Source organism: Roseovarius azorensis (assembly GCF_900109455.1).
Lineage (GTDB): Bacteria > Pseudomonadota > Alphaproteobacteria > Rhodobacterales > Rhodobacteraceae > Roseovarius > Roseovarius azorensis.
Genome location: NZ_FOAG01000020.1, coordinates 11,232 through 34,026 on the forward strand (window position 1 = coordinate 11,232; position 22,795 = coordinate 34,026).

The window sequence follows — 22,795 nt, forward strand, 5'->3', positions numbered from 1 at the left end:
ATGAAACCGGCTCCGTTCGAATACCTGCGTCCAGGAACGCTGGAGGAGGCGCTTGTCGCGCTCGACCACGACGACGCCAAAATCATCGCTGGCGGGCAGACGCTGGTGCCGATGATGAATTTCCGGCTCGTCGCGCCCGAGCGGCTGGTCGACATCAACGGAATCGCCGAGCTGTCGCGGATCAACGAGACAGAAGGCGGGATCCGCATCGGTGCACTGGTCCGTCATGCGCAGGCCGCACGCGATCCGTTGCTGAAGAACGCCTTCCCTGTGGTTGCCGATGCGATGCGCCACGTTGCGCACTTGGCGGTCCGCAACCGTGGCACCATTGGTGGATCGCTGTGCCACGCGGATCCGAGCGCGGAATGGCCACTGCTGATTTCGCTGCTCGACGGCGGGATCGAAATTGCAGGCGGCTCGGGTACACGGACCTGCACGCCGGGGGAATTCTTCTTCGCACCGCTCATGACCGACCTTGCCGACGACGAAGTGCTGACCGGTGTCGTCCTGCCGAGGCTGCCCGCGGGCACCGGCATGGCCTTTGACGAGATCGCACAGCGGGCGGGCGACTTTGCCGTGGTAGCGTGTGGCGCGACGGTTGAAATGGGCGGAGACCGAATCGTATCGGCCCGGCTGGCCTTCGGCGGGCTGAGTGACGTGCCGGTCCGGATGGCGGATGTCGAGCAGGCGATGGCGGGCGCCACCGTGGCAGATATCGCCGGTGCCGTCGCCGGCTGCGCCGACGGCCTGGAGCCGAACGAGGATATGCATGCCGCGGCCGACTACCGCCGCTCGCTCGCGCCGGTTCTGGCGCGGCGGGTACTGACAGCGGCCGCCGGACGGGCAGGGGGTAGGGAATGACCAAGATCGACATCACTCTGACAGTGAACGGTGAAGAGATGACCGGCCGGGCCGAACCCCGCATGCTCGCCAGCGATTTTCTGCGCGAGGTCCTGGGCCTGACCGGAACCCATGTCGGCTGCGAACAGGGCGTCTGCGGCGCCTGCACGATCCGGCTGAACGGCGCGACCGCGCGGTCCTGTCTGCTATTCGCCGGTCAGCTGGAAGGGGCCGACGTCACGACGGTCGAGGGGTTGGGATCTCCGCGCAAGATGCATCGTATCCAGGAAGCATTTCGTCGGCACCATGCCCTCCAGTGTGGCTTCTGTACGCCGGGGTTCCTGATGACGGTGGCCGAGATCCTAGAAACCGAGGAGTTGCGCACCGACGGTGACATCCGCGATGCGCTTTCGGGCAATCTGTGTCGCTGTACGGGCTACGAGCATATCGTGCGCGCGGTGCGTGAACTGGTGAACGAAAGGGACGGGGTGACGGCATGAAGATGCATGTGCTGGACGGCGGACGATTGAAGATGCGGCGGCGGGTCTATGTGCCAGATGCCGACAAGACCGAAATGATCGAACTGCCGGTGATCGCTGTACTGTTCCGCCATCCGGAGGGAAACGTGCTCTACGACACCGGCTGCCATCCCTTGGTTTCAGACGATGCCGAGGCGAGATGGGGCAAGCTTGCGGGCGTGATGACGCCGATCGGCGCGCATTCTCAGAACGTCATCGAAGGCCTGGCCGCGGTCGGGTTGAAGCCGGGCGAAATCGATGTGGTCGTCAATTCGCACTTTCACCCAGACCATTGCGGTTGCAACGAGTTCTTCACGGAAGCGCGCTTTATCGTGCACGAGGCAGAGCTTGCGGCGGCGAGGGCCCCCGACGGGCCTGCCCAAGGGTATCTCAGCGGCGAGTGGGATCATCCGATGCCGATGCAGGCTGTTGACGAGGGACACGACGTGATGGGCGACGGTCGCCTCGTCTGCGTGCATCTGCCCGGCCACACGCCAGGGCTGATGGGCCTACTGGCTGAGTTGGAGAAGACGGGCAAGGTGCTGTGCGTGTCCGACGCGGTCAGCCTGCGCCGCAACCTCGATTACGATGAAGTGCCGAAGAACGCGAGCGATCCCGAGGCTTTGCTGACCTCTTACGCACGTATTCGTTCCTACGAGGCCGATGGTGCCATGATCATCTGCGGACATGACGACGAACAGGTGACGGCGCTCAGGATGAGGGCTGAGGCCTATGACTGACACCCCGAGACCTGACCGCGCCCAGACGATCCGCCCCAAGTACATAGGCAAAAAGGTCGAGCGGTTCGAGGACCCGCGGCTGCTAACCGGGCGTGGGCGTTATTCGGCGGATATCAAGGCCGATCGCATGGTGCATCTGGCCTTCGTGCGGTCGGATCAGGCCCATGCGCGAATCGTGTCTGTCGACACGTCCGACGCAGCAGAAGCGCCCGGCGTGATCGCGGTCTACACTGCAGCCGACCTGCCCGAGCTGCCGGAGCTGAGCGCACCCTCGGCCATGAAAGACTACCACGCCACGGTATGCCCGGCCCTGGCCCGCGATACGGTGCGCCATGTCGGCGAGGCCGTCGCAGTTGTCGTCGCGCAGGACCGTTACCTGGCCGAAGACGCGGCGGCGCTGGTCATGGTTGATCTCGAACCGCTTGGAGCCACGGCCGATCCGGTCGCGGCACTCAAGCCGGACGCCGTGCCACTGCACGATAATGTCCCTGGCAACAAGGTGCTGGAGCGCAGCTTTGCTACCGGCGACGCGCCGGGCGAGATCGCCAAAGCTGCTCATACGGTCTCCGGACGCTTCCGAATGCGCCGCAAGTCACCGCTGGCGATGGAGACGCGCAGCTATGTCGCGCAGTACGACACCGGCCGGGACCAGCTTGTGCTACACACGTCGTCCAACATTCCAGGGATCGTGCGGGACGAACTGGCGCGGTTGCTGCATCTCCCGGGCAACCGCTTCCAGGTTGTCTCGCCTGATGTTGGTGGTAGCTTCGGCGGCAAGGGCTCCGTCTATCCTGAGGAAATCATAGTCGTCATGCTGGCGCGCGAACTGGAGCGGCCAGTGAAGTTCGTCTCGGACCGGCTGGAAGATCTGACCTCGACCAGCCAGGCCTTCGACGAGATCATCGAGGCCACGCTGGCCTTTGACGAGGACGGCATCTTCATCGCTCTCGATGCCGAGGTGATCGGAGATATCGGCGCCTATTCTATCGTGCCCTGGACCGCCGCGCTGGAGCCGGTCCAGGTCGTCAGCTTCCTGCCCGGCCCTTACCGCACGCCACATTATCGTGGCCGGGTACGTGGGGTCTGTACGCCCAAGCCGCCGACCGGGCCCTATCGCGGCGTCGGCCGACCGATGGCCGTCTTCGCGATGGAGCGGCTTGTCGATTTGGCCGCGGCGAAGCTGGGGGTCGAGCCCGACGAGATCCGGCGCCGCAACCTCGTGCGACCCGAGGAGTTCCCCTTCCGCATCGGGTCGGGTATCAGGTGGGACCGATCAGGTTTTCTGGAATGCCTTGAGAATGCCGTGGCCGCCGTGGATGTGGCAAGCTTCCGCAAGCGACAGACCGAAGCGCGCGAGAACGGCAAGTGGCTTGGCCTCGGCTTCGGCACTTACGCGGAACTGACAGGCATCGGGTCGCGTATAGCCGTGGCTCCGGGCATGCCGATCAACACTGGCACCGAAACCGCTGCCGTGCGCGTTGATTCGACAGGCGCTGTCACCGCGACCTTCGCCACCGCCTCTCACGGGCAGAGCCTTGAGACGACGCTGGCACAGATCGTGGCGGAAGAACTGGGCGTGCGCCCGCAGGATGTGACGATCAAGCAGGGCGACACCTCTCTTACCCCGCATGGCACTGGCACCTATGCCAGCCGGTCTGCCGTGATCGGTGGAGGGGCGGCCATCGTGTCGACCCGGGCTTTGCTCAAGAAGGTGCAAGCGGCTGCGGGGGTACTCTTCGACGTGGAACCCGACACGGTGGAAACCGGCGATGGAGAAATATTCGTGCCCGGTACCAACCACCACATCACCTTTGGCGATTTGGCGCGTGCCGTCTATTCCGACATGAAGGCCCTTCCGCTCGAGGCACGCAAACCGCTGGAGGCGCAGGAGGCCTTCGACCCCTGGCTCGGCACGACCACCGCCGCGACCCATGTCGCCGAGGTTGAGATCGATGCCGAAACATTGGAGATCCGGATCACCCGTTTCCTGGTGGCTGAGGATTGCGGGCGAATGATTAACCCACTCGTCGTGGACGGGCAGGTGCACGGCGGCGTGGTTCAGGGAATTGGCGCCGCGATCCTGGAAGAGCTGCACTACGACGAGACCGGGCAACTCCTGTCCGCAACTCTGGCCGATTATCTGATTCCGACCGCAGCCGAGGTGCCCACACTCGAAGTAAACCATATCGAGACTGAGTTGCCGGATAATCCCGGCGGTTTCCGCGGCATGGGCGAGGGCGGTACCATCGGTGCCCCCGCCGCCATTGCCAACGCGATATCGGATGCCGTTGCGCATCTGGGCATCGGCGTCGAAGAACTGCCGATGACACCGAACAAACTGTTCCGGCTGATTGCCGAAAGACAAGAAAAGGAGTGATACCTATGGACTTCAATCTGAAAGGCCGCGTGGCCCTTGTGACCGGCGGCGGGCGCGACACCGGTGGCGAGATTTGCAAGATGCTGGCAGCCGAGGGTGCCATTGTTGCCGTGAATTACCGCAAGTCGGAAAGCGAGGCTGCTGCCGTCGTCGACGCCATCGAGGCGGCAGGCGGCACGGCCAAAGCTTACCAGGCGGACATTGCCGATCACGAGGCCGTCAAGGCGATGGTCGGCGGGATAGTCGCGGATCACGGCAAGGTCGACATTCTGGTCAACAACGCGGGCTACGTGAAATACGGCAAGTTCGTTGAATCGACCCCTGCTGATTGGAAAGCGCAGGTAGACGTCTGTCTTTATGGCGCGATCCATTGCTGTCACGCGGTCGCACCTCATATGATCGAGAACAACTGGGGTCGGATCATCAGCCTGATCGGCGACAGTTCCCGAATAGGGGAGGCTAACCTGTCAATGGCGGCAGCGACGCGCGCCGGGACCGTGGCACTTGGCAAGTCTCTGGCGCGGGAACTGGGGCGGAACAACGTCTGCGTGAACGCCGTATCCCTTGGTCTTGTACAAACGGCGCATTCGGATGCCGAGTTCCTGGCCAAGAACATGGACAAGATAGTGAAAGCCTATCCGCTGCGCCGGATCGGCACACCGGACGATATCGCCCCGCTCGTCACCTTCCTGGCCTCCGACCAGGCGTCGTGGATCACCGGGCAGGTGATCAGTTCAAATGGCGGCTTCAGCATGGTCTGAGGTCCTCAGGGAGGAGGAACTACAATGATCCGAGCCGATCTAATCGCTCCGATTGCCGAGCTGCTGGAAATGCAGGCGGCGACCTATCCCGATAAGGTCGCCTTTGAGGACGGGCACCGCAGTGTCAACTATGCGGCACTGGCCCGAGAGGTCACCAACCTGGCTGGTCACTACAAGGCCAGTGGCCTGAAACCGGGCGGAGCGGTTGGGGTATGGCTGCCCAATTCCGTGGACTGGGTGGTCAGCGTTCTGGCAGCTATCCGGGCCGGTGGCACCGCGGTTCCGATCGCTTTCGATGCCAAACAGAGCGAGGTGGCCTATAGAGTCGAAGACGCAGGGATCGCGGTGATGGTCACCGCCCCCTCAAAAGCGGACATTGTATCTGGGCTCGAGGGCGGAATCCGCCCTCAACGAGTGATCCTTAACGGTCCAGGCGGGGCGGAGGCCGATGGCGTCACCAATCTGACCTATCTCTGCGCGACTCCGGCAGAGATCGAACTTCCCGCCGATGACATCGATGCGGTGTCGATGATCGTCTACACGTCGGGCACCACGGGTCAGCCGAAGGGCGTAATGCTATCGACCCGGTCAATGCTCTGGGTGAATGCCGCCTGTTGGGCCCCGATCTTCGAGATGGGGCCTGAGGACAGAATCCTTTCCCCGCTGCCGCTCTTCCATTCCTACGCGCTGAACATCTGCGTCCTGTCGATCCTCGCAAACGGGGCGAGCGAATACATCATGGACCGCTTTTCGACTGCGGAAGCCATGGAACTGCTGGAGAAAGGGCGGTTTACCAAGATGCCCGCCGTCCCAACGATGTTCCACTACCTGATGCTGGCCGCGAAAGAGCAGGGGCGAAATCCGTTCCATTCGGTCACCCGTTGCGTATCGGCCGGTGCAATCCTGGCGGCCTCGCTGAACGAGGCCTTCGAGACGGAGTTCGGGGTCGAACTTCTGGACGGATACGGTATCACTGAAACCTCGACGATGGTGACGATGAACTGGCCAGGATCGGTCCGATTGCCTGGGTCCTGTGGGCTTCCGCTGCCGGGACTCGCTGTCCGGTTGGTGGATTTCGAGGGCCGCGACGTCGCTTTCGGCGAGGAAGGCGAACTGATCGTACGCGGTCCAAACGTGATGAAGGGATACCACAATAAGCCCGAGGCGACGGAAAGTGCTCTCAAGGGCGGCTGGTACCGCACCGGCGACCTCGCGCGGATGGATGCCTCAGGTTTCCTCACCATCACCGGGCGGCTGAAGGAACTAATCATCCGCGGCGGTCAGAATATTGCCCCTGTCGAGATCGAGGAGACGGTGCAGAAGCTGCCCGGAGTCCGTGATTGTGCCGTCGTGGGCGTGCCGCACGAAACCTTGGGCGAGGTGCCAGTGGCCTTCATCGTGCCAGATGCGGATATGCCGGTTCTGGACGATGTGCGGGAATTCTGCGGCCGAACGCTTTCGTCCTATAAATTGCCTGCCGATGCCGTGGCGGTTGCCGAGATTCCGCGCACAGGGTCGGGCAAGATCATGCGGTTCCGGCTCCGTGACTTCTATGTCGAATCCAGAGAAAAGGCAGGGGCTTGACCATGCAGCCATTCACCTTCAACACCACTAAATCCATCGTATTCCGCCCCGGTGCGTCTTCGGACCTTGCCACGGTCGCGGGGGCACTTCTGGGAGCGAAGGTGCTGTTCGTCACCGACCCGGGGCTGCGCAAGCTCGGGCTCTGTAATAAGGGGCTTGCATCTCTGGAAGCGGCGGGGCATGCGGTCGCAGTCTTTGACCAGGTCGAGGCCGATCCCTCCCGCGCGACGCTTGAAGCCGCGGTCGAGGCCGGGCGTGGTTGCACCGGCGTGATCGGCTTCGGCGGCGGGTCGTCACTGGACGTGGCCAAGGTAGCCTCGCTTCTTCTGGGATCGGGCGAGGACCTGGACGAGGCTTGGGGCGTCGGAAAGGCCAAGGGGCCGCGACTGCCTTTGGTACTGGTGCCGACCACGGCCGGCACTGGGTCCGAGGTGACTCCGGTGTCGATTATCACAGTCGGTGCCGAGGAGAAGCGCGGCGTCTCCTCGCCGGTCATCCTGCCGGATATCGCCGTTCTGGATGCCGACCTGACGCTCGGCCTGCCCACGTCAATCACGGCGGCAACCGGGGTCGATGCGATGGTGCACGCAATCGAAGCTTATGCCTCGGCGAATACCAACAACAACCCGCTCAGCCGGATGCTGGCGCGTGAGGCGCTGCGGCTTCTGGGCGCAAATATCCGCACTGTCGTCAGTGACCCCGGGAATGTCGATGCGCGGGGGGCGATGTTATTGGGGTCGATGCTGGCGGGTCAGGCCTTTGCTAATTCGCCCGTCGCTGCCGTTCATGCGCTGGCCTATCCGATCGGAGGCACATTCCACATCCCGCACGGGCTGTCGAATGCGCTGGTCCTGCCGCATGTTCTGCGCTTCAACGCCCCGGTCGCCTATACGCTTTACGCCGAGATCGCGGTCGAGGCCTTCCCCGATCTGGAGAGCGTCGAAGGCGCCCAGGCACGCTGCACCGCTTTCATCGACGCCTTGGCCGACTTGTCGAAAGAACTTGAAATGCCGACCCGGCTGCGTGACGTCGAGATCCCAGAGAGCGCGCTTGAGAAGATGGCCAGCGACGCGATGCTTCAGCAGCGCCTGCTAGTCAACAACCCGCGCGAAGTTGGTGAGGCGGACGCGCTGAATATCTACCGGGCGGCTTGGTAATGGCAACGCCGCGCCCGAAACGGGCCACCTATGCTGCATTCCGGCAAATGCAAACCCGCTGGATGGACAACGACATCTATGGTCACATGAACAACGTGGTCCACTATTCGCTGTTCGATACGGCAGTAAACGGCTGGCTGATCGAGCAGGGGCTGCTCGATCCCTCGACCAGCGAAAGCTACGGCCTCGTCGTTGAGACGGGGTGCAAGTACCACGCCGAGATGCAGTTTCCTGACGTCGTCCATGCCGGTCTCAGGATCGCGAAGATTGGCACATCCTCTGTCCGTTTCGAGGTCGGACTGTTCCGCAACGATGAGGAGGAGGCCGCGGCCGAAGGCTTCTTCATCCATGTCTATGTAGATCGCACTAGGCACCGTCCCGTCCCCATAGAAGGCGCAACGCGCACCGCTTTCGAAACTCTTGTCCTCTAAACTTAGGAAGCCACACCGTGACAATGCCAGATCTGACCCGTCTCGACCTACTGCGCAATGCATGCTTTGTCGGCGGCAAGTGGATCGCTGCCGACACCGGGGAGGTCATCGAGGTGACGAACCCGGCGACCGGCGAAACAATCTCCACCGTTCCCCGAATGGGCGCTGATGAAGCCGCCCGTGCTATTGCCGCAGCCGAGGCCGCCGGCACCAACTGGGCCGCTCGCACCGGCAAGGAGCGCGCGGCAATCCTGCGTCGCTGGTACGAACTCATGCGCGACAATCGCGCGGACCTCGGTGCAATCCTGACCGCCGAACAGGGCAAGCCCTGGGAAGAGGCCAAGGGCGAGATCGATTATGCCGCGTCCTTCATCGAATGGTTCGGGGAAGAGGCGAAACGAGTCTACGGAGAGACGATCCCCGGCCACCAGCGCGACAAGCGGCTGATTGTCTTCAAACAGCCCGTCGGCGTGTGCGCTGCCATCACGCCGTGGAATTTTCCCGCAGCGATGATCACCCGCAAAGCGGGCGCCGCGCTGGCTGCGGGTTGTACCATGGTGATCAAACCGGCAAGCCTGACGCCCCTGACTGCCCTGGCGCTCTGCGTCCTGGCCGAAGAAGCGGGGGTGCCGCCGGGCGTTCTGAACTGCGTGACCGGATCTGCAGCGACCATCGGCGGAGAGCTGACCTCCAACCCGACTGTGCGCAAGGTCAGCTTCACCGGCTCGACCGAGATCGGGAAAGAGCTGATCAAGCAGTGTGCCGACACGGTGAAGCGGACGTCGATGGAATTGGGCGGGAATGCCCCCTTCATTGTCTTTGATGACGCGGACTTGGATGCGGCAGTCGAAGGGGCCATCGCCTCGAAATATCGCAACGCGGGTCAGACATGCGTCTGTGCCAACCGGCTGTTTGTTCAGGATGCGGTCCACGATGCCTTTGTCGAGAAACTGACCGCCCGGGTCGCAACGCTGAAGGTCGCGCAGGGCTTCGAAGAGGGTGCCCAGATCGGGCCGCTGATCGATATGGCAGCGGTCGAAAAAGTTGAGACACTTGTTTTGGATGCTGTCAGTCAAGGCGCGACCCTTGTCATTGGGGGTGCACGGCACGGCAAAGGGGCTAGCTTCTTCCAGCCGACCATTGTCTCGGGGGTGACGCCCGCCATGCTGATTTTCCACGAGGAAATATTTGGTCCTGTGGCCCCGATCATCCGCTTTAAGGACGAGAACGAGGTATTTGCAATGTCCAACGACACGCCCTTCGGCCTAGCCGCCTACTTCTATGGCCGAGATATAGGCCGGGTGTACCGCACTGCAGAGGCGCTGGATTTCGGGATCATTGGAGCGAACACCGGCCTTATTTCGACTGAGGTCGCTCCCTTCGGCGGCATGAAGGAAAGCGGTCACGGCCGGGAGGGGTCCTCTCATGGAATCGAGGATTACCTTGAGATAAAGTATCTTTGTTTGTCGATTGCGTGACCCGAAGCGGTCAGAGAAGCCAGTGCTATTCGCCGTCGATCTCATACCGCGTCAGGTAGCCGCTCTCCCGCGCGGCATCCCCGGCCAGACGCTGCTTGCCCGCCTCAAGGAATTTCTTTCGACCACGTGTAGTACAGGCTCTCGCTGATGCCCTCTCGGCGGCATAGCGCAGCGATGCTCTCCTCGCCTCGCAAGCCCGCTCGGTCTGCCCCTGTCAACGTGTCGAACTCACCACTTACCCGATCCGCGACAGTGCAGCCATCGCGGCTTTATTGACGTGATCGCGGCTTAGAGCGTTTCAGGTTTACACGGAAGCATAGCCTGCGTTCTTGAGGTAGTTGGCGCACTCGTCGGGGGTGAAGCGGTTGAGGATAGTTCCGACGGAGCGCCAGAGCGTGTCCCGCGATCGGGGTGCCGCGGTGCGCATCCAGTGTTTGAGCTTTGCGAAGGCCTGTTCGATTGATGGTGTGGATGGCTCCTGCTCCAACCGGCGTCGTGATGCGCCATAATGGGATGTCATTGTCCCAACAGGAGGAGCCATCCATGTTCGAAGTTAGCACAGTCGGCGTCGATCTCGCCAAGAACGTTATTCAGGTCCATGGCGTCGACACCGACGGCAAGAGCGTACTGCGGCGCCAGCTCCGGCGGAATCAGTTTCTCTCGTTTTTCGAAGGCCGCCCCAGTTGTCTGATTGGCATGGAGGCCTGCTCCGGGGCGCATCACTGGGGGCGACGGTTGCAGGAGATGGGCCATGAGGTGCGGCTGATGCCGCCGTCCTACGTGAAGCCCTACGTCAAGCGCGGCAAGACCGATGCGGCCGATGCCGAAGCGATCTGCGAGGCGGTGACGCGACCATCGATGCGGTTCGTGCCTGTGAAGAGCGAAGCGGATTCCGCAGCGCTCGTTCTGCACCGGGCGCGGGACTTCCTCGTCGGGCAGGTTACGCAGACGGGCAATGCGATCCGGGCCCACATGGCAGAGTTTGGGATCGTGACGGCGAAGGGATCGACGCGCGTTGCGGATCTGGCAGAGGAACTGGACACCTTGCCGGAGGCGGCTCGTCTGCCGCTCCGGGCGCTGTTCGATCAGCTCGCCGCGACGCAGGCGCGGATCGACCAGCTGACTGGCGAGATCGAGGAGGTGCATCGGCAGAACGACGTGAGCCGACGACTGGCATCGATCCCGGGAGTCGGTGTCCTGACCGCGACGGCCATCGCCGCGACGACGCCGGATGTCGGTAACTTCTCCTCCGCCCGGGACTACGCTGCCTGGCTCGGCCTCACGCCGAAGCAGCACTCAACCGGCGGCAAGCCGAGGAGCGGCGGCATCTCGAAGATGGGCAACCGGTATATTCGACGTCTGCTGTACCTCGGCGCCATGGCCCAGATCATGGTTCGGCGCAGGAGTCGCCACCCGGAAACGGACTGGCTGGCGCGGAAGCTGGCGACCAAGGAGACCAGGGTCGTCGCGATTGCATTGGCAAACCGCATGGCGCGGACGATCTACGCGCTTCTGCGCGATGGAACGAGCTACAGACCGCGGGTCGGGGTGATGCCCGCCTGAGAGTGGCCTGAAGGAATGCTAAGGCGCAGCGTGAGGTGATGGCGAACTGACGGAGAGGACAGACCGGGACACTCCGATGAATCCGAAGCGACTGTGACGCGCGTTCGATTGAGTGGGACCCGTACGTCCGGCGGAAATTCATCATGGCGCGCAGTACATCTGCTGCAGACAGACGCCGAATACATGGCCGCAGCCGACCAGTCGTCGAAGGCTCACAAAACCCTTGCCATGCAGGAGCCAACCATACACGGATTCAGATCCGGGCTGTAGGGCGGCAAGAACAGAAGGTGGGCACCGGCGGCGCGGATCGCCTGCCGCACCGCCTGGCTCTTGTGGCTGCCGAGGTTGTCCATCACCACAACATCGCCGGGCCTCAGGGTGGGGACCAGAACCCGTTCGACATAGGTTCGGAAGGCCTCGCCATTCACGGGACCGTCGAACACCCAGGGCGCATCGATGCGGTCATGGCGCAGGGCGGCGATGAAGGTAGACGTGTTCCAATGCCCGAAGGGAGCCGCCCCGGGCAAGCGTTCGCCTTTGGGCGCCCAGCCCCGCAGCGGGGCCATGTTTGTCTTCACCCATGTCTCGTCGATGAAGACCAGCCGTGTCGGATCAATACGTCCCTGATGGCGTTGCCACCTGTCGCGACGACGCTTCACATCGGGGCGTTCACGCTCGTCGGCGACCATTGTCTTTTTTTGAAACTGAACCCACAGCCGCGCAGGAACCGCCAAACGGTGTCGTGGCTCACCGCGATCCCGCGCCTGGCCAGCATCTCTTGCAGCATCCCCAGCGTGATGTGCGAACGCGACTGCACCTGATCCAGCAGCCAGACCCGGTGCGGTTCAAGAATGGGCCGACGATAGCCGCCCATCTGTGCGGGGCTCACCGATCCGGTCTGCGCCGAACGCTGCGTCCATTTCACCACGCTCGACGGCGCGACCCCGAACCGCGCGGCAACGCTACGGCAGCTCGCCCCGGATTGCATCGCTGCGACAACACGCTCCCGAAGGTCGTCTGAATACGGTTTCGTCATCCATACTGGCCTCCTTCACCAGTATGGATTCTGAATCACACAAAGCACAACTTGGGAAGCCCCTGCCGATTCAGAGAAAGGCTGAGCCGCTCTAGGTTCTCTGCCAATGCACAGTCCCGCGCGCAGATGGCCTCCACTAGAGAGGAAAGTTCCTTAAGCGATGTCTGCCGCCGCTCGGAACTCGAAAGGGAGAGCGCGCGCAACTGCGAGACGCGAATGTGGATGCTTCGGAGCATTCGTTCAGCCTCTGGGTTGTCCGCGCCTTCCATCAGCACATCGTAGAACCGCGTTTTGGCGTCGATCGGACTTTGAGAAGCATCCTTCGCATATGCCCGCTTCACGTCTTCGAAGGCAGCGCGGCAAGCTGCAATCTGCGCATCTGTCACGGGAGTGGGATAAGTCTGTCCGGGGAAAGGGGAGCCTGACACATTTGCAGCGCCTGCTGGCCGGCTGGCGCAGGGCTGAAAGGTAGGCCCTCTGCGACCAAGCCGGGATCTCGCCGACGCTTGAGCCGGTCCGGGACCCTGAAACGGGCCACGCCATTTCCCGGTCATAGCTGCCGCGCTGTGCCTCAAGCCCCGAGGAAAACTATCGCCAGGTCAAGTACGGAAGATTGACGCCTTGAAAGAGGCTTCTGGACCTGCACCGGTTCTGTTCCGGTCTTTTGAGAGCGATACTCGCCATCAAGGAGACCGGATATGGCAGCGATACACAGCGACGAGTTCAAGCGGGATGCGGTTCGCATTGCGCTCACGAGTGGCCTGACACGGCGTCAGGTTGCGTCTGATTTGGGGATCGGGCTTTCGACGCGGTCAAAAATGCCATCGAAATGCCGTGGAGCAACGGCCAGGCCGAAAGTCAGATCAACCGATTGAAAACCCTCAAACGCGCCATGTACGGGAGAGCAGGACCGGAACTGCTCAGAGATCGAATGCAGCCCCTCCGCCACACAAATTGAGGATCACCCCAATTAAGAGCAACGCGACAGTTACACACCAACGCAATTCATCGAAATGTTCCACGCCTCCTTGACCGATCTGAGATTACAGCCTGCGGAAACAATCACCCTCGAGGCATTTACACATGATCAGCAGTATGGTCGTCCCGCCTCAGCTGGGGCAATCGACAAAATCGCAGGCATCTGCAGGCATGATGCCTCCCTGTGGCTGACAACCAGCTCCGTGATCGCGACGTCCTGAAGTGAGAGTAGCAGGCATGCTGCTTGAGACGAATGCATGGTCTTTGGGAGGCCACCTGTAGCATGATGCCCTTGGAGGCATACAGTCTTGTCGTGGATGGCGGCGAACAGTGCACCGCGCAGACACCACCATTCCCGGATCGATCCATCGCACATCAGTAACTCGGCGGCGAGATCGCGCTGATGATTTCAGCCTTTGTCGAGCCAACGTTGCGGAAGCGGTGGAATTCCCGGCTGTCAAAGTAATAGCCGTCACCTCGATTCAGAACACGCGTCGCCTGGCCGACTGTCACCTCCACCTGTCCTGTCATAACAAATCCGGCCTCCTGAGCGACATGGGTCAGCATTTCCCCGCTATCGGCGCCGACCGAATAGGTCTCATGGAGAAACTGAATGCTACGGAAAACGTGATCGAGTCCGATGATCTTGTACGAGATGTTATCGGGATTGCCGATTTCGGGCAGATCCTCGGCACGGTAGAACGGGCTTGTCCCACCTTCACGGACTCCGCTCAGAAATTCCGACAATCGACTCCCAAGCGCGTCGAGAACCGCCTGCAATGTATCTACCGTCGGGCTGATTTGGTCGCGTTCGATCAGAGAGATGGTCGAGTGCGATACGCCCGACCGACTCGCCAATTCCCGGGTGCTCAAGTGCCGACGCTGCCGCAGCCGCCTCAGATTGACTCCAATTTTGGCCATTAAAGTTTCCAGATTTTACTTCTTATGCATGATTTTCCATATAAAAACCAGATCATTCTGTAAAGTATATTATACAAAGCTATCCCTCTTCCTGTTCATCCGCCCGCTCAATGGTAACCTGATGCCATCTTCGCTGCCGCAACCAGGCAGGTATTCAAGTGCGATGGATGCCCTAATGACCCAGTTTTCCGAAGCCTTCACCGGCGTCACGTTCATCAAGAAGCCAAGTAGGAACGCCGTGTCCGACAATGCCGCGGTCGAGCAGACGGTGGCAGAAATTCTGAGCGCGGTGCACGAAAAAGGCGATGCAGCGGTGCGCGAGTATTCCAGAAAGTTCGATCAGTCCGACATTGCGATCTTCGAGGTAAGCAAGGACGAGCGGCACGCCGCGTTGGCTGCTCTGGATCCACAAAGCTGCGCCGACACGCAATTTGCCATTGATAATGTGCGCGCCTTCGCCGAGGCGCAATTCGCCACCATGCTGCCGCTCGAGGTGGAGACCTTGCCAGGGGTCCATATGGGCCATCGCGTTATTCCGATCGAGCGTGTGGGCTGTTATGTGCCCGGCGGTCGTTATCCACTGCTGTCTGCCCCGGTCATGACCATCGTGCCAGCAAAGGTCGCTGGGGTGAAGGAGGTCATCGCCTGTCTGCCTCCCAACGCCCACTCGGCGATGATTGCGGGATGCCATCTCTCGGGCGCGGATCGCATCTTTCGCATCGGCGGCGCGCAGGCAATTGCCGCGATGGCCTTCGGGACCTCAACCGTCCCCCGTGTTGACAAGATCGTCGGCCCAGGAAATGCCTTTGTAAACGAGGCCAAGCGGCAGGTGTTCGGCCCGATCGGAATCGATCAACTGGCCGGCCCGTCCGAAATATACGTCTTGGCGGACGAAACGGGTAATGCGGAAATGATTGCCACGGACCTGCTTGCGCAGGCCGAGCACGATGTGCGCACCCGTGTTGGCCTGATCACGACGGACGCCTTACTTGCAAAGGCGGTCGAGGCCGGCGTCACTCGCCAGTTGACTGATCTTTCCACTGCGGAAACGGCCGGAGCCGCCTGGTGCGACTACGGGGAAATCGCGCTCTGTGAAGACGAGGCGGCGATGATCGCCTACTCTGATTACATCGCTGCTGAGCATTTGCAGGTTCATACCGCCGATGCGCATGGCCTGGCGAATAAGCTGCGCAATTACGGATCGCTCTTCATCGGTGAACTGGCCAGCGTGGTCTATTCCGACAAGTGCTCCGGAACCAATCACACGCTGCCGACGATGGCGGCAGGCAGGTACACCGGCGGCTTGTGGGTGGGAACCTACGTCAAGATTGCGACGCATCAATGGTTAACGCCCCAAGGGGTCAGGCAAGTCGCACCACCTGCCGCGCGCCAGGCCGCGACCGAAGGCATGGAAGGTCATCGCCGTGCCGCGCAGATGCGTCTTGATCGCCTTTCGTCATGACCAGCCCGAGAGAGCAAGACACCGCGTTTGCGACCGGTCCATCAGGCATCGGGAAGCCCCATGACCGAAGGGAAAAACACTTGGTAAAGTTCATTCTGAGACGAGATGTTCAACTTGCTATAGAGCCGTTTGCGCAGCACCTTGACCGTTCCGATCGCTATGCGAAGGTTCGCGGCAATCGAAGGGCTGGAATGCCCTTGCAGAATCAGCGCCGCAATTTCGGCCTCGCGGGGCGAGATACCCTTGGGCGTAAGCGACTTGGAATAATTGAAAATGCGCGCCGTCATCTCGTTGAGATCGCGCAGTCGTCCCTTGCGCTCGGTGGCCAGCAGGGTTTCTTCCCATTGGCTCAGCATCAGCGCACGCAAGACAGGTTCCATGTCCCGCAACCGACGCTTTTCGCGCGCCGAGAACAGGCCAGAGTCTGGTGTGCGCCCCATCGAATAGGTCAGGCACCAATTCGGCGAAACCCGATGGGTCAGGCAGATTTCATCCATCAGCGGAAGTTTCCTGTAATAGGAGAAGTAGTATTCACTCTTGAAGAAGCGATCCGGTGCCACATCGCGAAGAGGGTAAAGGCCGGATGGCGTTCCATCGACGCTTATCTTGTAGAACGGATCCAGCAAATACGCTCCGCTTGCATAAAGCCGGAGATACTGCTGTTCGGAATGAGCATCGAAATCGCGGAACAATTCGATGGGCTCGGCCTGCGCGGAGAACCCAACCACAAGTGTAATGTCCACCGGCACGATCGCGTTGATGAAGGCCATCAGGCAGATCGGGAAAACATCCGTACGCTGGCTCGAAATGACCGACGCCAACGTCGTGATTTCAGTATCTGCCAAATGCATCGGTCGATCCTGAACAAGGGGGTATCCAGAATATACCCCTAAGAAAGCGCAAGATCGAGAAATTTGTACCCTCTTGGGGTTATGTTTCCGAAGCATCTTCCGCCTCATACTTTGCGAAGTCCAACTGCGGGTGGTGACGCCCGGATCTATGAAAAAGAAAGGGAATCTCATGAGAAAATCGAAATTGATCCCGCTGAAGACTGCCGGTGAACCGTCGCGCCGTTCGATCCTGAAGATGAGCGCCGCCGCCGCAATGGCTCCGGTCATGATGAGTAGTGTCGGCTGGCCGGGTGCCGCTCGCGCCGAGGAGGTTGAGCGGCTTCTGAACATCATGGGCTGGTCCGAATATATCAGCCCGGAAAATATCGAGCGGTGGGAGGAGAAAACCGGCGCGAGGTTCATCTTCGACGGCTATTCCAGCAACGACGAGATGCTATCGAAACTGCAACTTTCTGGCGGCCAAAGTGGCTATGACGTCGGCATGAATACCGACTTCATGATCCCGCTGCTTATCAGCCGCGGGCTGATTCAGAAAATCGACAAGTCGAAGGTGCCGAACATGAAGCACCTTGGTGCCGGTTTTACCGGCCGTGATTTCGACCCCAACAACGACTACACGATTCCCAAGACTTGGGGATCACAGGGCTACATCTATGACAAATCGGTCATCAATCGCCAATTGAACTCTTGGGGCGATTTTCTCGATGCTGCGCAGAACGAAGCGAGCGGCCAAGTGGCCCTTCTGGACGATCCCCTCGCCATCGCTCCCCTGATGTGGAAAGATGGCATTTCCTGGAACACGACTGACAATGAGGTTCTGGACCGAGTCGAGGCTGAGGCAGTGGAGCTTGCGCGTCATATCCGCACGTTCAACACCTATCCACAGCAGGATGTCGCCAGTGGCACGGTGAAGTTGGCTCAGAACTGGAACGGCTACAGCAACCTGATCATTGAGTCGACGGACAACGTGAACCTGACGTTCGATTTCGGTGGACCAATCACTGAGATCTGGTTGGACAGCTATCACATGCCCGTTGGTGGGGCGCATCCCAACGCGGCGCATGACTGGCTGAATTATGTCCTCGATCCAGAGGTCGCGGCCCGCGAGACGACGTACACCGGCTATGCCACCGCCATTCCGGGGTCGGCAGAGTATCTTGATGAAAGTGTCGCGAACAATCCGATCATCTTTCCCTCCGACGAGGTCATCGCTCGCGGTGAACTCACCCAGAGAAACGAGTCCTATGATCGCCGGGTCGCAATCTTCACCAAGTTCAAGGCAGCAGCCGCTGTCGCCCAGTAAAGCTGAACGTCTGAGTTGTTTGACCCCGGGCATGCGTGTCCCGGGATCAACAAAAGAGAAAGGTAGCCTGGAATGACAAAAGCTGTGTCAGTGCGCGGCATTACCAAGCGATACGGCAAATTCGTTGCGCTTGATGACGTCAGCCTGGATATCGAGCAGGGTGAATTTCTTTCACTTCTGGGCCCCTCCGGTGCTGGCAAGACGACCATCCTGCGCATGATCGCAGGATTCGATAGGCCCGATACGGGCGAAATCCGGATCATGGACCGGAACATCGTCGATCTGCCTTCGCATAAACGTCCAGTGAACACGGTGTTTCAGGACTATGCGCTGTTTCCGCACATGAGTGTGGCCGACAACGTCGCCTACGGTCTTCGTCAGGATCGCGTCCGAGGTGAAGATCGCAGAATCCGTGTTCGCGAGGCGCTGGACATGGTCGAAATGACGAGTATGGCACATCGTCGGCCTGACGAGCTTTCAGGCGGACAGCAACAGCGCGTCGCGCTGGCACGTGCATTGGTCAAGCGCCCGTCGATCCTTTTGCTCGACGAACCTCTGGGCGCGCTGGATCGACGTCTGCGTCAGCAGATGCAGATCGAGCTGAAAACACTTCAGCGCGAAACAGGCATTGCCTTCGTCCTGGTCACCCACGACCAGGACGAGGCGCTCGCCATGTCCGACCGGATCGTGGTTACACGACATGGCCGGATCGAACAGGCCGGAACTCCCAGCGATCTTTATGACTATCCGCGTACCGCGTTCGTGGCCGATTTCATGGGCTCGCAGAACTTTCTGTTCGGCAAGCTGGACAAGGCCAATAAGGCACTGACCACGCGGGACGGGGTGACGCTCTATGCCGATCGTATCGAAGATGTGGCAGGCCCCGAGGCCCTTGCTGCCGTGCGCCCCGAAAACACGATCATCACCATGGACGAGCCCAGCCCTGCATTGAACCGGGTGCGCGGCAGGGTCATCCAAGCCATGCATATGGGCAATACGATGGAGTATGTCGTGGATCTGCCATCGGGAGCAGAAGTGTTCAGCCGACAGTCGCGAAAACATGCCACCGATATTCCTATTGGCAGCGAGATCTGGCTGGCTTGGGATCGAGCCGATACCGCGATCTTCCCCTTGGATGATGAGATCAATGAGACCACCAAACGGTCGCATAAAACGATGAGAGAACCGGCATGAGTCAGGTCAGTCCGTTGTCGCGTAAATGGCTCCCGTTGTTGCCAGCGGTGTCGTGGTGGGCATTCTTCTTTCTGGCTTCGCTTCTTGCGATCATCGTCTACAGCTTCGGCGTCAAGACGCCGCTGACCGCGCTGAACCCGGTTTCTTTCGACGATCCCTCGCTCTCCAACTACCGCGAGGCGTTTTCAAGCGTCTACATCCGAGTTTTCTGGATCACCCTCAAGACCGCTGGAATCGGTACGATCGCGTGCCTCATGATGGCCTTTCCGGTGGCATATGTCCTTGCGACCCGCGTGTCCAAACACTGGCGATCCTGGCTGCTGTTCGTGATCATCTTTCCCTACTGGGTCAGCTTTCTGCTGCGCACCTTCGCGTGGCGGATCATCCTGGCCCCGGAGGGTGCATTTTCCGAAGCGTTACAGGGGCTTGGCATCATATCCGCGCCGCTTGGCATTCTGGATACGCAGATGGCGGTGCAAATGGGCATCATCTACAATTATCTCCCCGTGGCGATCCTGCCGATTTTCGTGGCGCTTGAACGGATTGATCCGGCCCTGCGACAGGCCAGTGCTGATGTGGGTGCGAACCGGGTGACCACTTTCTTCCGGATTACACTGCCGCTGGCTACACCAGGATTAATCGGTGCGGGTGTGCTAACCTTCATTTTGGCGGCTGGCGATTATGTCGTTCCGGCTATTCTTGGCGGCGCTCGCGGGTTGATGATCGGCCGACTTATCGCCCTACAGATACTCGAAGCACAGAACCTTCCCCTCGGGGCGGCGATGGCCGTGGTGCTGATTGCCGCATTGTTGGCCACCGGTGCCATCGCGGGCCTCGCACTCATCGTCTTGAACTGGCTGAACCGAAAGTTTCAGGGAGCCTCAATATGACCAAGTTCCGAGCCGCTGAGGTGAGCGTCTGATGCAACGCGATATCATTGGAATTCTGCTGAAAGCATGGATGATCCTCATCATAGGATTTCTGTTCATCCCGATTCTCGTGGTGGTCCTTTATTCCTTCAATGACGGCCGGGTCCTGTTCATATGGGAAGGGTTCTCGACATTCTGGTACGGCGCGGTGTTCGACAATCACCGCATCCTCAGCGCTCTGGATGTCTCGGTGCGGTCTGCGCTCATAAATGTAGCCATCTCGGTCGTTCTGGGTACTGTTGCCGGGGTTGCGATCGCACGGCATCAAGGCGTTTGGTCCAAACCCTTTCTGTTCCTGATAGGGCTGGTTCTCGTCACGCCGGAACTGGTTTCCGCCATCGGGCAGGTAATCTGGTTCAATCAGATCGGAATGAGCAATGGAGTCACGCGTCTCGCGGTCGGGCACTCCCTGTTCAACACGGCGCTGGTGGCCATCGTGGTCAAAGCCCGTGCCGAAGGCATCAGCGACACACTTGAAGAGGCAGCTGGTGATCTGGGGGCACCGCCGTACCGGTCCTTCCTGCAGATAACCCTTCCGCTGATGTTGCCCGCAGTTATCGCCGGAGCGCTTCTGTCTTTCACCTATTCGTTCGACAACGTCATCATTTCACTTTTCGTCCAGCGCCCCGGCGCATCAAGCCTGCCGGTCTACATCTTGTCATCCTTCAAGGCAGGGCTGCGCGGCGATGTGGCCGCTGTGGTGGTCATGGCGCTTGGCATCACGGTGATCCTTATTGCCGTTGCAGCCATCCTGTTGCGCCGCGGGTCCAAGAAAGTGAACGTGCTTTGAGCCGATCTTCTGCGCCCGAGACACTATTTTCATCTGGAAGGCTGTAATGACGGATATCGATCTCTGCTATCTCAGTGCCACGGAACTGGCACAAATCCTTCGTACTGGTAAGCTCTCTCCCGTGGAACTGGTAGCGAATTGCCTATCACGGATCAATCAGGTCAACCCGGTCTTGAATTGCTTTACCGAGATCTACGCGGATGAAGCCCTGGAAAAGGCGCGGCAAGCGGAAGCCGCGTCAGGCAACAAGGACTCGCTTCCTCCCTTGCATGGCATTCCGATCGCGATCAAGGATTTTGCACCGATGAAAGGCAGGATCAGTACAAAGGGATCGCATGTCTTTCGCGAGGATGTTGCCACGTTTGACGCGATCATCGTCGAAAAGCTGCTCGAGGCAGGAGCGATCGTCGTAGGTCGCACGACAACGCCGGAATTCACTTATTCCAGTCTTACCGACAGCCCGCTCTGGGGGATTACCCGGAACCCGTGGAACCCTGAAAGAACGCCGGGCGGGTCCTCCGGCGGATCGGCCGCCGCTGTCGCTTCGGGCTGCGTACCATTGGCGGAGGGGACGGATTCCGGGGGATCTGTCCGCATTCCCGCCTCACATTGCGGCATTGTTGGCATGAAGCCCAGCTTCGGACGTATTCCATTCGAATTCATGGAAAGCCAATACGACTGGATGACAAGCCATGGCCCGCTCTCACGCACCGTTGAGGATGCGGCGCTGTTCATCTCGCTCTGTCAAGGGCCGGATCTGCGCGACCTGCAGGCAGTTCTGCCCCGGCTGGACCTTGCGAGGCTCACCGAAAAGCCCGGGAAAAACCGCCGTCTGGCGCTGTCGGTCGATCTCGGGTGCTACAATGTGGACCCTGATGTTGCGGCCAACCTGCGTACCTGCGCCGATGCTTTCGCTGAGGCGGGCTACGAGATCGAAGAAATCGACTTGGGTTGGACAGTCGAATTTGCCACCGCGTGGTGGTCTTGTTGGGATGTATTCATGGCCGCTAATTTCGGCCGGTATCTCGATCGTTTCGAAGATCGCATCCATCCCTCACTTGTTCGCGCAATCAGGAGTGGCCGGACAATATCGGCTGTAGAACTACGGCAATACGAGGCGATTTTCACTCAGGCATGGCGCAAATTGTCGCCGGTTTTCGCTCGATGCGATGCTTTGATCTGCCCCACTGAATCAATCCCCGCGCCGCCAGTAGAATACGATGAGGCCGCGTCGATGTCGGTACTCGTCGACAAAAAACTTTCGGCGATGGATATGACAATGCAGTTTAACGCCATGCTCCTACCAGCCATCTCCGTGCCTTCAGGAATGTCGCGGGACAACTTGCCAACCGGGTTGCAGATCGTCGGGCCGCGTGGAGAGGACGATCTAGTGCTTGGCCTGGCGATGCTGTTCCAAGCGCAAAGGCCTTGGGCAATGGCGAGACCTCCCATCTGATGCAGGCGAGACGGCTCTGATGATGTGACCGCCCCCGACGGCATCAATGTGCCAAGTTGGGTCTGCGATGATCCACAAAGGAGGACGGTCATGTAGGAGATTATCACGGTCGGGCTCGACCTGGCGAAGAATGTGTTCCAAGCGCACGGGGCTGACGCCTCAGGTCGGGCAGTGCTTCGCAAGAAGCTGAGACGGCATCAGGTCCTTGAGTTTTTCGGTCAGATGCCAGCCTGCGTCGTAAGCATCCGCCGAGGGCCGCGGTCAGGCAGCCTTGACCTGGTGCGTTGCTGCGTTCCATTCCCACGGCAGCAGTTCGTGCAGGCGTGAGACGGACATGTCGGAGATGCGGGCGATGACGTCGGCGAGCCAGGCCTGCGGATCGATGTCGTTCAATTTTGCCGTGCCGATCAGGGAATACATGGCGGC

Annotated in this window: 20 protein-coding genes and 4 pseudogenes; 18 read left to right on the forward strand and 6 right to left on the reverse strand. The window is 60.3% G+C overall.

The features are described from left to right. The 9 genes from BSG08_RS18165 to BSG08_RS18205 are packed head-to-tail and all read left to right on the forward strand — an operon-like array spanning position 1 to position 9,886. Positions 1–861 carry an FAD binding domain-containing protein gene (locus BSG08_RS18165; protein WP_175544826.1) on the forward strand — a complete coding sequence of 287 codons (861 nt, stop codon included), beginning with the start codon at positions 1–3 and terminating at the stop codon, positions 859–861. Beyond that, positions 858–1,340 carry a (2Fe-2S)-binding protein gene (locus tag BSG08_RS18170; RefSeq protein ID WP_093039261.1) on the forward strand — a complete coding sequence of 161 codons (483 nt, stop codon included), beginning with the start codon at positions 858–860 and terminating at the stop codon, positions 1,338–1,340. Before BSG08_RS18165 ends, BSG08_RS18170 begins: the two co-directional genes overlap by 4 nt. After that, positions 1,337–2,098, forward strand: a complete 762-nt coding sequence (locus BSG08_RS18175; protein ID WP_093039262.1) for an N-acyl homoserine lactonase family protein — start codon at positions 1,337–1,339, stop codon at positions 2,096–2,098. Before BSG08_RS18170 ends, BSG08_RS18175 begins: the two co-directional genes overlap by 4 nt. Further along, positions 2,091–4,475, forward strand: a complete 2,385-nt coding sequence (locus BSG08_RS18180) for a xanthine dehydrogenase family protein molybdopterin-binding subunit (RefSeq protein WP_093039263.1) — start codon at positions 2,091–2,093, stop codon at positions 4,473–4,475. Before BSG08_RS18175 ends, BSG08_RS18180 begins: the two co-directional genes overlap by 8 nt. A 5-nt stretch (positions 4,476–4,480) precedes the next feature. Beyond that, on the forward strand, positions 4,481–5,236 hold the full coding sequence (locus tag BSG08_RS18185) for an SDR family NAD(P)-dependent oxidoreductase (RefSeq protein ID WP_093039264.1): 756 nt from the start codon (positions 4,481–4,483) through the stop codon (positions 5,234–5,236). A 24-nt stretch (positions 5,237–5,260) separates the two neighbouring features. After that, positions 5,261–6,820: a class I adenylate-forming enzyme family protein gene (locus BSG08_RS18190; protein WP_093039265.1), complete on the forward strand. Its 1,560-nt coding sequence runs from the start codon at positions 5,261–5,263 to the stop codon at positions 6,818–6,820. A gap of 2 nt (positions 6,821–6,822) precedes the next feature. After that, positions 6,823–7,977: an iron-containing alcohol dehydrogenase gene (locus BSG08_RS18195; RefSeq protein ID WP_093039266.1), complete on the forward strand. Its 1,155-nt coding sequence runs from the start codon at positions 6,823–6,825 to the stop codon at positions 7,975–7,977. Continuing rightward, positions 7,977–8,408 carry an acyl-CoA thioesterase gene (locus BSG08_RS18200; RefSeq protein ID WP_093039267.1) on the forward strand — a complete coding sequence of 144 codons (432 nt, stop codon included), beginning with the start codon at positions 7,977–7,979 and terminating at the stop codon, positions 8,406–8,408. Before BSG08_RS18195 ends, BSG08_RS18200 begins: the two co-directional genes overlap by 1 nt. 23 nt (positions 8,409–8,431) lie before the next feature. Further along, positions 8,432–9,886, forward strand: coding sequence for an NAD-dependent succinate-semialdehyde dehydrogenase (locus BSG08_RS18205; protein WP_093039268.1), 1,455 nt, complete (start codon positions 8,432–8,434; stop codon positions 9,884–9,886). A gap of 67 nt (positions 9,887–9,953) precedes the next feature. Here BSG08_RS18205 and BSG08_RS19885 read toward each other — a convergent pair. Next, positions 9,954–10,083: pseudogene (locus tag BSG08_RS19885) on the reverse strand (transposase); the annotation flags it as partial. Between the two features lie 346 nt (positions 10,084–10,429). On the opposite strand from BSG08_RS19885, the gene BSG08_RS18210 reads away from it, so the two are divergent. Next, positions 10,430–11,449: an IS110 family RNA-guided transposase gene (locus BSG08_RS18210; RefSeq protein ID WP_093039269.1), complete on the forward strand. Its 1,020-nt coding sequence runs from the start codon at positions 10,430–10,432 to the stop codon at positions 11,447–11,449. 248 nt (positions 11,450–11,697) lie between these two features. On the opposite strand, the pseudogene BSG08_RS19745 reads toward BSG08_RS18210, so the two are convergent. Continuing rightward, positions 11,698–12,485 (reverse strand): annotated as a pseudogene (locus tag BSG08_RS19745) (IS630 family transposase); the annotation flags it as partial. 35 nt (positions 12,486–12,520) lie between these two features. After that, positions 12,521–12,871, reverse strand: a complete 351-nt coding sequence (locus BSG08_RS18225; protein ID WP_175544827.1) for an FCD domain-containing protein — start codon at positions 12,869–12,871, stop codon at positions 12,521–12,523. 312 nt (positions 12,872–13,183) lie between these two features. On the opposite strand from BSG08_RS18225, the pseudogene BSG08_RS19345 reads away from it, so the two are divergent. Next, positions 13,184–13,303 (forward strand): annotated as a pseudogene (locus BSG08_RS19345) (transposase); the annotation flags it as partial. Positions 13,304–13,838: 535 nt separating this feature from the next. Here the strand turns inward: BSG08_RS19345 and BSG08_RS18230 are convergent. Next, entirely contained in the window at positions 13,839–14,384 is a 546-nt protein-coding gene (locus BSG08_RS18230) for a cupin domain-containing protein (protein WP_093039273.1), read from the reverse strand. A gap of 175 nt (positions 14,385–14,559) precedes the next feature. Here BSG08_RS18230 and hisD point away from each other — a divergent pair, with 175 nt between their 5' ends. Further along, positions 14,560–15,846, forward strand: a complete 1,287-nt coding sequence (gene hisD / locus BSG08_RS18235; protein ID WP_093039274.1) for a histidinol dehydrogenase — start codon at positions 14,560–14,562, stop codon at positions 15,844–15,846. 41 nt (positions 15,847–15,887) lie between these two features. Here hisD and BSG08_RS18240 read toward each other — a convergent pair whose 3' ends face one another. Next, positions 15,888–16,697 carry a helix-turn-helix transcriptional regulator gene (locus BSG08_RS18240; RefSeq protein ID WP_175544828.1) on the reverse strand — a complete coding sequence of 270 codons (810 nt, stop codon included), beginning with the start codon at positions 16,695–16,697 and terminating at the stop codon, positions 15,888–15,890. A gap of 169 nt (positions 16,698–16,866) precedes the next feature. Here BSG08_RS18240 and BSG08_RS18245 point away from each other — a divergent pair, with 169 nt between their 5' ends. The 6 genes and pseudogenes from BSG08_RS18245 to BSG08_RS18270 all read left to right on the forward strand — a co-directional run. Further along, entirely contained in the window at positions 16,867–18,000 is a 1,134-nt protein-coding gene (locus tag BSG08_RS18245) for an ABC transporter substrate-binding protein (RefSeq protein WP_175544829.1), read from the forward strand. Positions 18,001–18,072: 72 nt separating this feature from the next. Next, positions 18,073–19,194, forward strand: coding sequence for an ABC transporter ATP-binding protein (locus BSG08_RS18250; protein ID WP_093039277.1), 1,122 nt, complete (start codon positions 18,073–18,075; stop codon positions 19,192–19,194). Next, positions 19,191–20,084 (forward strand): ABC transporter permease, encoded by an 894-nt coding sequence (locus BSG08_RS18255; RefSeq protein ID WP_093039278.1) that lies wholly within the window; start codon positions 19,191–19,193, stop codon positions 20,082–20,084. Before BSG08_RS18250 ends, BSG08_RS18255 begins: the two co-directional genes overlap by 4 nt. A 31-nt stretch (positions 20,085–20,115) precedes the next feature. Next, the gene (locus BSG08_RS18260; protein WP_093039279.1) at positions 20,116–20,913 is read left to right on the forward strand and encodes an ABC transporter permease; all 798 of its coding nucleotides are present in this window, start codon (positions 20,116–20,118) and stop codon (positions 20,911–20,913) included. A 46-nt stretch (positions 20,914–20,959) separates the two neighbouring features. Then, positions 20,960–22,369, forward strand: a complete 1,410-nt coding sequence (locus BSG08_RS18265; RefSeq protein WP_093039280.1) for an amidase — start codon at positions 20,960–20,962, stop codon at positions 22,367–22,369. A 99-nt stretch (positions 22,370–22,468) separates the two neighbouring features. After that, positions 22,469–22,615 (forward strand): annotated as a pseudogene (locus BSG08_RS18270) (IS110 family transposase); the annotation flags it as partial. Between the two features lie 15 nt (positions 22,616–22,630). Here the strand turns inward: BSG08_RS18270 and BSG08_RS18275 are convergent. Further along, positions 22,631–22,795 (reverse strand): transposase domain-containing protein (locus BSG08_RS18275; protein WP_139274600.1); only part of this gene is annotated, 165 nt, incomplete at its 5' end.